Consider the following 12,993-nt stretch of genomic DNA (forward strand, 5'->3'; position numbering starts at 1 on the left):
CAGCTGTTGATATGTGGGTGCTTTTCGACCTCTGCCCAATGTTGCTTGAGCACATGGGCCACTTCAAAGCGTGCTTTCACTTTCTGGACAGGTAGAGTCTGTCCAGCGGACTGAAGGCACGGCTCTTCTCGGTTTGGGCGACGTGAAGGTAAATCATCGTGGTATCAATGCATTCGTGTCCCAGCAAATCTTTAATGGTCAGGATATCAAGTCCTTCCTCCAGCAGGTGGGTGGCATACGTGTGCCGCAGCGTGTGGACGTTCATCGGCTTGAGAATACCTGCTTTCTTTTTAGCTTCATTCACCGCCCATTGCACCCCTCGTTGGGAGTAACGTCCGTCAAAGTCTCCTCCTGCACGACCAATGATCTGCTCACCTTTACTGTTGAACAGCCACTCAATGGGCTGTTCGGCTTCCAGGTAAGACTTGATGCCACGAATCAGTAAATCAGCCAGCGGAACATAGCGGTCTTTCTTTCCCTTGCCATCCTTTACATGAAGTATCTTTCTGTCAAAATCAAGATCGGCAATCTTCAGGTTCCTGACCTCAAAGCAGCGAAGTCCACAGCCATAGAGTAAGGCTATCAATACGCGGTGTTTGAGCAGTTTGGGAGCTTTAAGAAGCCTACGGACCTCTTCCTGACTTAGGACAACAGGAAGTTTCTTACTTCGCTTGATGGTAGGTAGCTCGATCCGCTTATCCTTCATTCCTTCGATTCGGTAGGCAAACCGAAGGGCATATACGGTAAATTTAAAGTAGGATTCTGAAGGGGTAGTATGACTCTTTTTAACTAGATGGAGGTAGTCATTGATCCGATCCGGATCTACTTCAGTGGGCAATTCATTGAAGTGAATGGCCAGTTTGGCCAGATGTCTCGCATAGTTTGCCAGTGTACTTTTACTTTTTCCGGCGACGACAACTTTTTGTTCAAACTTGGCTAGCAGTTCAGTAAAACCTGCTACATTAGAACAGGCAGCCTGGATGAGGTTCTCCTTTTTTTTTCATGATTGATATGAGGTTAAGAATGAATTAAAAAGTTACCTCTTTCTGGCTGCTCTTGAAACTACCGCAGGTTTAGTGCAACAATGTATAACCGCAATTACGGCGGATTCGATTACGTCCGAATCCACGCGTAATTGCAACCGTCGGTGCTTATCCGAAAACATTAAATTTATTCCCGTAACTGACGGTTATACGAGACCGTTACCAGCAATGATCTTCAAAGCGCGATCTATTGTTTCTTAATTAGGAAACATATATCTTTACTTCAAAAACGAACGGTGAAGGAAAAGTTTCGAGTAGAGTTCATGGAGGAGGCTGCTAACTTTTTAGATGACGTGGATGAAAAATCCAGAGAGAAGATTCTCTTCAATATTTGAAAGTCTAGGCAAATAAATGACAAAGAACTTTTCAAAAAATTGAAGGGTGAAATTTGGGAATTTCGAACGTTGTATCAGAAAACCTACTTCCGACTTTTTGCTTTTTGGGACAAGTCTGACAGCCAAGATACTGTGGTCATTTCCACGCATGGACTGATCAAGAAAACTGGAAAAATACCGAACTCCGAAATTGAAAAAGCTGAACGTTTGAGAATAAATTATTTTGAGAGCAAGCAAAAAAGAAAGCCATGAAGACATATTCACTTGAGGAACTAACAGACAAACACGTTGGAAAAAAAGGAACGCCAAAGCGAGATGCGTTTGAGTATGAACTCCGAATGGACTTATTAGGGCAGGCCATCAAGGATGCTCGTAAAGAGCGCAACTTAACACAGGAGCAACTTGGTGAACTAGTTGGAGTTAAGAAAGCACAAATTTCCAAACTAGAGAACAGTCTAACAGATGCCCGATTTGAAACCATCATCAAAGTATTCCGAGCATTGAATGCCAAAATCAACTTTAACGTCGAACTTCTTAACCGACGGATGGAAATAGGGTAAATGCTGGTAATCGAGTAGACGGCCGTGAGCCATAAGCCCACAGCCAGTCCCGATTTTCGGGAGTGCGCCTCTCACACCACCGTACGTACGGGATACGGGTCTTCCCGATTCTCGGGACAGGCTGTATACGGCGGTTCACTGAATCTCAGGCTTTGAATTAGAGTAATAGTCCAGCATACTTAGATAGCCTTTTCTTCTTAGTCTGGAAAGTGTAATTGTTGTTCCCAGGATAGGACTTTGAGCCACAGCCCATCCTCCTTTTCTGCCTCCCCACATTCTGGCTCTTTCGCTAAAAATGTCCTAAGGGACATTTTCTTAACGCTCAGCCCTTCCAGGCATACGCATGGTTTTGATCCAGTCCCAGTCTGATTAGATTTTTACGTTTTCGCTCAGGCTTTTTCTCCCGTACGTACGGGACCAAATGCAATATCTGAGTCGCTTAATTCACGAGGAGTTGATTTTTTTGAGTTCATGAATGCTTTGCATTTCTCAGCCACTCGTCGATTTGTTTGAGCTTGGCCTGAATACTGGCCAGCCGATAATTATTTATCCAGCCCCTCCACGCTATCTCTCTGTACATCCAAGATCAGAATAATCTTAAACTAGAAAAATTAGACTCTAGTCCTTTTGCCCAATTATCACTAAAGATCGCGTATTGGTCAAATAGAACCACCAAACTTGCCATTAATCAATAAATTCGCCCTTAGTCTAATTTTCAAAAGAACGCTTGAATCTACCCCTATGAGATATTTTGTCCTCAGTCTATTTTTTGTCTTTTCATCCAATTTACTTGCTCAGGATAGAACTGCTGCAGACAAGCCCAATGTAATCATCATCCTTACCGACGATCAGGGATATGCAGATGTGGGCTTCAACGGCAGCACAGAAATCCCCACCCCGGGAATTGATCGAATTGCAAAAAATGGGGTAGTATTTACTTCCGGCTACGTTTCATATGCAGTTTGTGGGCCTAGCAGAGCGGGCTTGCTTACTGGCAGATATCAGGACAAATTTGGCTTCGCAAAAAACCCGTTGATGGCTCCGAAGGATTCACTGATGGGGCTTCCTCTCAGCGAGGAGACCCTAGGCGCCGCCATGAAAAAAGCAGGATATGCCACGGTTGCTTTTGGAAAATGGCATATGGGGGTTCACCCGACTTTAAGGCCAAATAAAAGAGGATTTGATGAATTTTATGGATTTCTCAGCGGTGGACATAGGTACTTTCCTGAGGACTTTACCTTGCAGGATATAGAGCAATCCAAATCCCAATACGATGCCTATAATACCAAATTGCTCAGAAATACCGAGCGGGTAGAAGAGACAGAATACCTCACGGATGCCTTGTCCCGAGAAGCTGTTGATTTCGTCCAAAGACACCAGAAAGAACCGTTCTTCATGTATCTAGCTTACAATGCACCACATGCACCTATGGAGGCTACAGAGAAGTATCTCAACCGGTTTTTGCACATCAAAGACATCAAGCGTAGAACCTATGCTGCCATGGTAAGTGCGGTGGATGACGGGGTTGGTGCTTTGTTGGATAAACTGGAAGAATTGGAGCTAGATGACAATACCTTGGTTTTCTTTTTATCTGATAATGGCGGACCTACCGCACATAACGCTGCTGACAATGCTCCTCTACGCGGTTTCAAGGGTGATTTCTTTGAAGGTGGAGTACGCGTTCCTTTTGCGGTACAGTGGAAAGGTGTCATTCCTGAGGGCATCAGGTATGACAATCCTGTGATCTCTCTGGACATATTCTCCACCGCTGTTGCTCTGGCTAAAGTGACTCCTAAAAACGAACTGGATGGAGTGAATCTGATTCCTTACCTGACTGGTGAAAACAATGGAATTCCGCATCAAGAGCTTTATTGGAGAAATTACGACACACAGAAATTTGCGATCCGGACAATAGACAGCAAACAAATCCTAAAGAAGGATGAAACTTATCTTTTTGATATCCAAAAGGATATCGCTGAAAAAATAAATTTAGCTGCTACTCAGGCAGAGCGGGTCAAAGCATTGGAAAATATGATCAAAACCTGGGAAAAGTCCTTGATGGATCCAATTTTCATGGGTTTGTCAGAAGACAAAAAATACTCAGAACTACATCCTGATCGGTTTAATAAGTAGTCAGTATTGCTGTCTAACTGGTTGCGACCAAATTTCCTATGATTCAAAGCGGAACTGATCGAGTAGAGATGACCGAAGTAACTTCAAAGCATAGCCTCAGTTTTCGCTAGATCTCTCAAAGTTGGATGGAGGACTCTATCATCACCTGCTCTAGAAAAGACTCATCGTGGGAAACCACAAGCAGTGTACCCTGATATTCGTTGATGGCAGCGGTGAGTATTTCGATGTTTTGGATGTCCAGGTTATTGGTCGGTTCATCCAAAATGATCATATCCGGTGCATGACTGCTGATCGTAAGGCAGCAGAGCATGAGTCGCATGCGTTCTCCTCCACTAAGCACGCTACAGGATTTACTCCAATCTTCTTTAGTGAAAAGAAACCGATTTAGCCTGATTTTGACTTCATGTTCTTTCAGTTCGGAGGAATTATATCGCTCTGCTTGCTCGTAAACACTTAGGCTATTGTCTATCAAGGAATAATCCTGATCGATGTAAACAGCATTTATTTCAGCTCGGAAAAGTTTACCGATCTGAGGATTTAATTCTCCCAATATAAGCTTGATCAACGTTGTTTTTCCAGAGCCATTTTGTCCCCTCAGGGCAATTCTCTCACCACTTGTAATCTGAAAATCCAAGTTAGTTTTCCACAGGTTCTGCGCATGGTATGCGAAATTCATGTAATCTGCAGTAATGAGCACTTTGCCTCTGTGCAACTTAGCATTGTCAAAGCCAAACTTCATTTTATCGATGTCCGGCAACTCCTTTCTCAATTCCTGCAATTCCTGAGAAATCCCTCCAATTTTCTCAGTATGGACATTTTTGATTTTTGAAGTACTCTTTTCTGCGTTGTTTCGAAGCGTATTCATCATGATCGTCGCAATTCCAGCTTTCTCCTGCTTTTTCTTGCCTCGGGCATCCAACTTTTGCTGTCTTTCTATTGTTTCCCGCTCTTTCTCTTTGGCCTTTCGCAACGCCTTTTCCTTGCTTTTTACATCATGGTCGAGGGCAGCAAGTTCCTGCTGTTTTTGCGAAGCGTAGAAATCATAATTCCCTCCATAGGTGTGGATACCTCTTCGGGTGAGTTCGCATACAGTATCCAGCAGGTTCAGCAGTTTCCGATCATGACTCACTAGCAATAAAGCATTGGAAGTGGAGGAAATATAATTGTAGAGCAGATTTCTGGATTCCGTGTCAAGATGATTGCTCGGCTCATCAAGCAGCACCAGATCAGGCTTATGAATCGCAATCCCAGCCAGAAAAACCTTAGTTTTTTGCCCCCCGCTAAGGTTTTCAAGTCTTTCTGAAAGATCAAATTCTGAAATTTGCCAATACGCCAGCGCTTCTTTACATCGCTCTTCTACAGTCCAATCGTCGTCAAGCAAAAGCAAATTGCTTTCAGTCGCTTTTCCATCGAGAATTTCATGAAAGGCCGTGAGTTTTTCGGAAATTCCCAGAGCCTGAGCTATGGTGAGATGATTGAACTGCCCGAAAATCTGAGGTATATAATAAGGTTGGGATTCTATTATCAACTGCCCGTCTGAGGATGCGATTTCCTGAGCAATGATTCGCAAAAGGGTGGATTTTCCCACACCGTTATTTCCAATTAAGGCAACTTTTTGGTGTTGATTAAGGGTAAGGTTGATGTTTTCAAACAACAAATCCTTATTGGGATGTGTATAGGTGATGTTCTGTAAAATGAGCATAATTTCTCTTTGAAGATTAAACAAACAGCGTTGCCAAGAGGCTGGATTGCCGTATTTATAGTCAGAAAGAAATTAGATTTCACATAGTGATTGTGCGGAATGAGGTGCAAATATAGTGGAAAGGTATAGACAGTAAAAATGGGGATAGAATTTCTAAAGGTGAATTCTCTCCATATCAAACGGAGTTAAAAGTAAAAATCCTGTGACGATTTTCATCTCCAAACTCTCCTTTCGAATTCTCACTAGAAAACATTTTCGTATAACTTGGAGAGTCAAATTTAATCGTCATGCCCATTGTCCCTCTGCTAATCATCCTATTCACAGTATATCAGAATCCTTCTAAAATTGAGGCGGCTGAGTATTCATTGCATACTAATGACACGCTCAGGTATGCCAATCCTATCTTTGAACCGGTGCTTGCAGACCCAACAGTCGTTCAGGTTGGCGCGGAATTCTATGCGTATGGCACAGAGGATAATTGGGGTGGAGAAGGCGGCTATCACTTGGTTCCTGTGATCAAGTCGAAAGACCTGATAAACTGGGAATTGCTAGGCAACTCTATGGACAAAAAGCCTGAATGGAAAGAAAGAGGAGGCATCTGGGCACCGGACGTCACACAAGTCGGGGAGCAGTTTTACATGTATTATTCCTTTTCCACTTGGGGAGATCCAAACCCAGGTGTGGGATTGGCAATAGCTGAAAAGCCGGAAGGACCATTTGTAGATCAAGGGAAAGTTTTTGACTCAAAGGAAATTGGTGTCGCTAATTCAATTGACCCTTTTTATATAGAACAAGGCGGGAAGAAATACCTAGCCTGGGGAAGTTTCCATGGTTTGTACATGACTGAATTGACTGCTGATGGCAAAAAGCCTCACGGACAAAAAATCCAACTTGCAGGTAATCATCTGGAAGCAGCCTATATCTATGAGAAAAATGGATTTTACTATCTTTTTGGTTCTGCTGGGACTTGCTGCGAAGGAGCAAATAGCACGTACAAAGTTCTGGTGGGACGATCTGAGAATCTGGAAGGACCTTATTTTGATCAGCAGGGTAAAAGTATGCTAGATGCTGACTCTGGGACTTTGGTGGTAGGTCCAAATGCAAGCGGAAATGGCTATGCCGGCCCTGGACACAATGCAGAAATCATCACAGATTCCGAAGGTCAGGATTGGCTACTGTATCATGGATTGGCCAAGCAAAAACCTAAACTCAAAAATGGGACTAACAGAAGAACGTTGCTATTGGACAAGATTAGCTGGAAAGAAGAATGGCCCACTATTGAAAATTTTGAACCAAGCATCACCTCACAAAAAGCACCAGTTTGGAAGTAGAGTTTTTTATAGTCTCCTAGGTATGAGGGAGTATAATTTCCTATAGGAATTATAGACTTTTAGATATTGCCCTCAAAAATAAAGTGCTTTTTAGATTTTGATTACTACCTTGCTAGCTAGAGTCAAATCTATTTTTAATAACAAAAACCCAAACCTATTATGAAAAAGACCTACACTAGAAACACAACTAAGATCAAACCTAGTTTGAAGCAAGGCGTTGCACTTTCGGGAACATTTATTGTCCCAAAACCTGCTAAAAATGTTAAAAAACCGCTTTAAATCAACGCTTGCACTTATTTTCTGTGCAGCACTGATTTCTTGTACCTCGGGAATAAAATCCAATAACTCGGTCACAATCGTCGACCGAATCCCCACAGAAAACACAAATCAATTTTACATCAGCAACCGGGCGCCTTTGGCGCCCAGTGCGCTGATTAAGCTTCCCGTAGGTGCTGTGAAGCCTGAGGGATTTTTAAAAGAATACCTCATTCGTCAGAAAAATGGCCTTACTGGTAACCTAGGAGAAATTTCCGCTTGGCTTCAAAAAGAAAATAACGCCTGGCTCTCTAAAGATGGCACTGGAGAATGGGGCTGGGAAGAAGTGCCCTATTGGCTGAAAGGATACGCCAATATCGGCTACATCATGGAGGACCAAGCCATGATCGATGAATCCATGATCTGGCTGGAATCTGTGCTTACCAGTCAGCGGGAAAATGGTGATTTTGGACCCAAACTCATGGATGGAGATCATCCAGATTTCTGGGCAAAAATGATCATGCTTTACTGTCTGCAATCGTATTACGAGTATTCTCAGGATGAGCGCGTGATCACCCTCATGACCAATTATTTCAAATATGAACTGACAGTTCCTGATGATGAATTCCTCGAAGGATATTGGCAGAGATTACGTGGTGGAGATAATCTTCATAGTGTGATTTGGCTTTACAACCGCACAGGAGACGATTTTTTATTAGAACTAGCTGAAAAAATCCACCAGAATACTTCCGATTGGGGAGGGAGAGATCTGCCTATCGAACAGGTGAAAAATTATTATGAAGTACGTGATGGAGGCGAAGTCCCGGATTGGTATCGCGATCAAGTCGATTGGCACAATGTAAACCATGCCCAGGCATTCCGCGAACCAGCTCAGTATTATCTACTGACCAAAAACGAGAAAGACCTTCAGGCCACTTATGAAAACTTTAACATCATCCGTGAGCACTTCGGTCAGGTTCCTGGCGGCATGTTTGGCTCTGATGAAAATGCAAGGCCGGGATATGCGGATCCACGCCAAGGTGTAGAAACCTGTGGAATGGTGGAGCAGATGAATTCCGATGAGCATTTACTAAGAATAACTGGAGATCCCTTCTGGGCAGATCATGCAGAAGAAGTTGCGTTTAACACATATCCAGCAGCTGTGATGCCTGACTTCAAGGCTTTACATTACATCACTTCACCAAATATGGTTTTGCTGGATGCTAAGAATCACTCTCCAGGAATTGCTAACTCTGGCCCATTCCTGATGATGAATCCTTTCAGCTCACGTTGCTGCCAGCATAATCATGCGCAAGGCTGGCCCTATTTTATAGAAAATCTCTGGATGGCAACACCTGATAATGGTGTAGTGGCAGCAATGTATGGAGCTAGCAAAGTGGAAGTAAAAGTTGGTGATGGAACAATTGTAAACATCGAAGAAACAACGCACTACCCATTCGAAGAGGAAATCAAATTTGCTCTGAGCACAGAAAAAGCAGTAGACTTCCCACTTTATTTACGTATTCCCGCATGGGCAAAAGAAGCTTCCATTTCCATCAATGGAGAAGTAGTGAAAGAAAATATTTCCGGAATCGGCTATGCTAAAATCAGCCGAACTTGGACTAACGGAGATCAAATTTCGCTTTCCCTTCCAATGGAAATCGAAACCAAAACTTGGGAGAAAAACAGCAATAGTCTGAGCGTAAGCAGAGGTCCTTTGACCTATTCATTAAAAATCAGAGAGAAGTATTTCAAAAAAGACAGTGAGGAAACGGCCCAATGGGATTCCAAGTGGCAGAAAGGCGCAGATACCAAAAAATGGCCTTCTTGGGAAATTCATCCCGTAACGGATTGGAACTACAGTTTGGTAGTGGACGAAAATGATCCTGCATCCTCTTTCGAAGTAATGGAAGGACATTGGCCAAAATCTGATTTCCCATTCTCCCTAGAGGAAGTTCCAATTAAAATCGTGGCAAAAGCCCGTCAAATTCCCGAGTGGAAACTGGATCAATATGGTTTGGTGGGAGAATTGAAGGATCTTCCAAAGATTTCCAATCAGCCCATAGTAGATGTAACACTCGTTCCAATGGGTGCAGCGAGATTAAGAATTACCGCATTTCCCCAGTTAGAAAATAACCCAAAAATCAATGAGTAGGCTTTTTTATTATCATAGAATTCTTGCTACACTCTGTATAATAATTGTAGTTTCTAGCTCAGGACTAGCACAAAGCCTGACTTTTGCAAATCCAGTTTTGGCAGGTGATCGCCCAGATCCAACGGTGGTGAAGGTTGGCAAATACTATTACGCTTCGGCCACCTCTAACGAGTGGGCACCACTTTTTCCAATCTTCAAATCCGATGATTTGGTGAATTGGGAGCTGGTAAACTATGTTTTTCCAGATGGAGCTCCAGATTGGGCAAAGAATAACTTCTGGGCTCCCGAGCTTTCATATGATGCGGAGCAAAATAAAATCTACGCTTACTATACTGCCCGAGATAAAGAAAGTAATAGGCTTTCTGTCGCAGTAGCTAGCGCAGATTCTCCGGAAGGAAAATTTAAAGATCATGGCCCACTTGTCGCTCAGGAATATGGATCGATCGATGCTTTTGAAACCCGGGATGAAAATGGCAAACTCTATGTCCTTTGGAAAGAAGATGGAAATAGCAAAGGGCAAAAAACTCCCATCTGGGCGCAGGAAGTAAACGAGGAACGCACCAAATTGATCGGTGAGAAGCATGAGCTTTTCCACAATGATCAGGAATGGGAAGGTGGTTTGGTAGAAGGCATTGCCATTTTCAGAAAGAACGGCTATTTCTATGCGACTTATTCTGCTCGTGGTTGCTGCGAAATTTCCTGTGACTATGTAACTGGCGTAGCGCGAAGTAAAACACTTCTGGGACCCTGGGAAAAGTACGATATGAATCCAGTCATCAATGATAATGAGAACTGGAAATGCCCTGGACACGGAACCGTAGTCGAAAAAGATGGAGAGCTTTGTCTATTAAACCATGCTTATAATCAGGAGGGATCTGTTTACGTAGGTCGGCAAGGTGTTTTGCAAAAAGTAGAATGGACAGCTGATGAATGGCCAGTTTTCGCAAACGATGAAAAATACGAGCGTAGCAAAGCTTCCTTGGAATTTACTGACGACTTTAAAAAGCGTCTGGATCCAGTTTGGCAATGGAGAGTGACCCAAGATATCAATTACGAAACTGGCAAAGATGGTCTCATACTTCAGGCTTCTGAGGAAAATGAAACGCTGGGAACACTCTTGGTTCAAGGCACAAAATCTCTGGATTATCAATACGAAGCAACAGTGATTCCTGATGAGAAAGCTACAGCTGGGTTGGCCGTAATTGGCGGTGCTAATAATGGATTTGGTGCACCTCCAGCCGGCATGGGTATTTCTGTGAAAGGAAATCAACTGATCCTTTGGGAAACGATCAATCAGAAAACTAGAGAAATTGCCAAACTAGCGATTCCAGACAGTAAAGAAGTCAAATTAGTTTTAAGCATGGAAGACGGCTACAAAATGACTACTTCAGCCCTTGTGAATGGAAAAGCAATTCAAATCGGCGGGACGCAAGACGTAAAGCATTTAGTGCCTTGGGGAATGGGCTTCCGACTTGGATTAGTAGCCAAAGGACCAACAGATTCTTATGCTCATTTCAAGGAAGTGAAGATTTATTGAAATAGTTGTAAAAAGTACCATGTACAAAGTACAAAGTACCATAAACTAAACGAATAGATTTTACCCCATAATTAGAAACTGATAAACCTATATATATGAAAAATACCCTCATAATTGGCGCTTGCCTGCTCTTTGCCCTGCAAATTGCGACAGCACAAACTAGTCAATACAAGCCTGTAGAAGGAAAAATAATGACTGAGTGGGCATCTGAGGTTACTCCTGATAACGTGCATGGGGAATATCCAAGACCACAGATGACACGAGAAAATTGGGTGAATCTAAATGGGCTTTGGGACTATGCTATCAAACCAAAAGGTCAGTCAGCTCCTACAAGTTTCGACGGGGAAATCCTCGTGCCATTCGCTGTGGAATCAGCGCTTTCTGGAGTTGGGAAAACCGTGGGAAAAGACAATGAACTTTGGTACAACACCACTTTTACCACTCCAAAAAAATCAAGCAAAGACAAAGTGCTATTGCACTTCGGAGCATCGGATTGGGAGACGGAAGTTTTCGTAAACGGTAAAAGTGTAGGAATACATAAAGGTGGATATGATCCTTTTGACTTTGATATCACGAAGCATTTGAAGTCTGGTAAAACACAGAATTTGCAAGTTCGCGTATGGGATCCAAGTGATGACGGACCTCAGCCCCGCGGTAAGCAGATCAATAATCCTCATGGTATCTGGTACACTCCTGTGACTGGCATCTGGCAAACTGTATGGTTAGAAACTGTACCTGCAGCCTATATATCTGGCTTGAGAAATGCATCAGATATTAGAAGCAGTCAGATAATGGTAACTCCGGAAATTTCAGGAGCAGCCGCTGGCCAGCAAGTCAAAGTATCGGCTTGGAAAGATGGAACAATGCTCGCTGAGCAAACCATTTCTCCTACCCAAACGGCTAAGTTGGCTATCAAGGATGCGCAGCTTTGGGCGCCTGGAAATCCAGTTCTCTATGATTTGAAAGTAGAACTAGTAGATGGGAAAAAAGTAATTGATGCAGTTGGAAGCTATGCGGCTTTGAGAGAAATCAGCATGGCTCCCGATGAAAACGGAATTCAGCGCATGATGCTGAATGGTGAGTTTTTATTCCAATATGGACCACTTGATCAAGGCTGGTTTCCTGACGGATTGTACACAGCGCCAAGTCATGAAGCAATGGTTTTTGACATTCAAAAGACTCAGGATATGGGCTTCAACATGATCAGAAAGCATGTGAAAGTGGAGCCTGCAACTTGGTATCATGCCTGCGACAAAATGGGAATGCTGGTGTGGCAGGATATGCCTAGCGGAGACATGGGAAATGGTTGGGAGATGAAGCTTGCCGTGTTGGGAAGCGGAACAGACCGTGATAGAACGCCAGAGTCCGAGGCGATCTTCAGGGAGGAATGGAAAGAGATCATGGATGATTTTTACAATTTCCCTTCGATTGTGGTTTGGGTACCTTTCAATGAAGCTTGGGGTCAGTTCAAAACCAAAGAAATCTCTGAGTGGACAAAAAACCATGATCCTTCACGGTTGGTGAATAGTGCAAGTGGTGGAAACTTCGAAATGGAAGGAACGAAGATAGCCGGAGACATCATCGATTTGCACAATTATCCAGATGCAAAAATGCCAGCACCGGGGATTTATGGAAAAGATAATATTCTGGTCCTTGGAGAGTTTGGTGGATTGGGACTTCCAGTGGATGGGCACGTTTGGCAGCAGAAAGACAATTGGGGCTATCAGAGTTTCAAAAATCAAGATGAGCTTTACGATCGATATGCCGGACTGATGACTAGATTAGGGGAATTGATAGAAGCAGGTCTTTCGGCAGCAGTGTATACCCAGACTACCGATGTGGAAGTGGAGACTAATGGACTGATGACATACGATAGAAAGGTCATCAAATTCGATGTTACTAAGATGAAAAGCATACATTCACCTTTATATAAAAAGTGAGC

Annotated in this window: 10 protein-coding genes; 7 read left to right on the forward strand and 3 right to left on the reverse strand. The window is 43.2% G+C overall.

Going from position 1 to position 12,993, the window contains the following annotated elements:
* Positions 1-76: 76 nt before the first annotated feature.
* Positions 77-706 carry a tyrosine-type recombinase/integrase gene (locus tag QOL76_RS04405; protein ID WP_283411819.1) on the reverse strand — a complete coding sequence of 210 codons (630 nt, stop codon included), beginning with the start codon at positions 704-706 and terminating at the stop codon, positions 77-79.
* Between the two features lie 684 nt (positions 707-1,390).
* Between QOL76_RS04405 and QOL76_RS04410 the strand changes: the two genes are divergently transcribed.
* Positions 1,391-1,630, forward strand: a complete 240-nt coding sequence (locus tag QOL76_RS04410) for a type II toxin-antitoxin system RelE/ParE family toxin (protein ID WP_283412533.1) — start codon at positions 1,391-1,393, stop codon at positions 1,628-1,630.
* A complete protein-coding gene (locus QOL76_RS04415) occupies positions 1,627-1,938 on the forward strand; it encodes a helix-turn-helix domain-containing protein (RefSeq protein WP_283411820.1) in 312 nt (103 codons plus the stop codon). Before QOL76_RS04410 ends, QOL76_RS04415 begins: the two co-directional genes overlap by 4 nt.
* 135 nt (positions 1,939-2,073) lie before the next feature.
* Here the strand turns inward: QOL76_RS04415 and QOL76_RS04420 are convergent, their stop codons facing one another.
* Complete coding sequence (locus QOL76_RS04420; protein ID WP_283411821.1) at positions 2,074-2,214, reverse strand: hypothetical protein; 141 nt, start codon at positions 2,212-2,214, stop codon at positions 2,074-2,076.
* 465 nt (positions 2,215-2,679) lie between these two features.
* Here QOL76_RS04420 and QOL76_RS04425 point away from each other — a divergent pair, with 465 nt between their 5' ends.
* Positions 2,680-4,071, forward strand: coding sequence for a sulfatase-like hydrolase/transferase (locus QOL76_RS04425; RefSeq protein ID WP_283411822.1), 1,392 nt, complete (start codon positions 2,680-2,682; stop codon positions 4,069-4,071).
* A 115-nt stretch (positions 4,072-4,186) separates the two neighbouring features.
* Here QOL76_RS04425 and abc-f read toward each other — a convergent pair whose 3' ends face one another.
* A complete protein-coding gene (gene abc-f, locus QOL76_RS04430) occupies positions 4,187-5,773 on the reverse strand; it encodes a ribosomal protection-like ABC-F family protein (RefSeq protein WP_283411823.1) in 1,587 nt (528 codons plus the stop codon).
* Between the two features lie 287 nt (positions 5,774-6,060).
* Here abc-f and QOL76_RS04435 point away from each other — a divergent pair, with 287 nt between their 5' ends.
* The 4 genes from QOL76_RS04435 to QOL76_RS04450 all read left to right on the forward strand — a co-directional run bounded on the left by QOL76_RS04435 (position 6,061) and on the right by QOL76_RS04450 (position 12,991).
* A complete protein-coding gene (locus tag QOL76_RS04435) occupies positions 6,061-7,104 on the forward strand; it encodes a family 43 glycosylhydrolase (protein ID WP_283411824.1) in 1,044 nt (347 codons plus the stop codon).
* A 259-nt stretch (positions 7,105-7,363) separates the two neighbouring features.
* Complete coding sequence (locus tag QOL76_RS04440) at positions 7,364-9,514, forward strand: beta-L-arabinofuranosidase domain-containing protein (protein WP_283411825.1); 2,151 nt, start codon at positions 7,364-7,366, stop codon at positions 9,512-9,514.
* The gene (locus QOL76_RS04445) at positions 9,507-11,051 is read left to right on the forward strand and encodes a glycoside hydrolase family 43 protein (protein ID WP_283411826.1); all 1,545 of its coding nucleotides are present in this window, start codon (positions 9,507-9,509) and stop codon (positions 11,049-11,051) included. The genes QOL76_RS04440 and QOL76_RS04445 overlap by 8 nt, the downstream gene beginning before the upstream one ends.
* Before the next feature lie 95 nt (positions 11,052-11,146).
* Positions 11,147-12,991, forward strand: coding sequence for a glycoside hydrolase family 2 protein (locus QOL76_RS04450; protein WP_283411827.1), 1,845 nt, complete (start codon positions 11,147-11,149; stop codon positions 12,989-12,991).
* Positions 12,992-12,993 lie beyond the last annotated feature (2 nt).

Source organism: Algoriphagus winogradskyi, from assembly GCF_900182815.1.
In the GTDB taxonomy this organism is placed as follows: Bacteria; Bacteroidota; Bacteroidia; order Cytophagales; family Cyclobacteriaceae; genus Algoriphagus; species Algoriphagus winogradskyi.

Bases quoted from the DNA above. Each gene is read 5' to 3' on its own strand.
- QOL76_RS04415 (WP_283411820.1), top strand. From the start codon at position 1,627: ATGAAGACATATTCACTTGAGGAACTAACAGACAAACACGTTGGAAAA.
- QOL76_RS04445 (WP_283411826.1), top strand. From the start codon at position 9,507: ATGAGTAGGCTTTTTTATTATCATAGAATTCTTGCTACACTCTGTATA.
- QOL76_RS04405 (WP_283411819.1), bottom strand. From the start codon at position 706: ATGAAGGATAAGCGGATCGAGCTACCTACCATCAAGCGAAGTAAGAAA.
- abc-f (WP_283411823.1), bottom strand. From the start codon at position 5,773: ATGCTCATTTTACAGAACATCACCTATACACATCCCAATAAGGATTTG.
- QOL76_RS04450 (WP_283411827.1), top strand. From the start codon at position 11,147: ATGAAAAATACCCTCATAATTGGCGCTTGCCTGCTCTTTGCCCTGCAA.
- QOL76_RS04425 (WP_283411822.1), top strand. From the start codon at position 2,680: ATGAGATATTTTGTCCTCAGTCTATTTTTTGTCTTTTCATCCAATTTA.
- QOL76_RS04420 (WP_283411821.1), bottom strand. From the start codon at position 2,214: ATGTGGGGAGGCAGAAAAGGAGGATGGGCTGTGGCTCAAAGTCCTATC.
- QOL76_RS04435 (WP_283411824.1), top strand. From the start codon at position 6,061: ATGCCCATTGTCCCTCTGCTAATCATCCTATTCACAGTATATCAGAAT.
- QOL76_RS04440 (WP_283411825.1), top strand. From the start codon at position 7,364: ATGTTAAAAAACCGCTTTAAATCAACGCTTGCACTTATTTTCTGTGCA.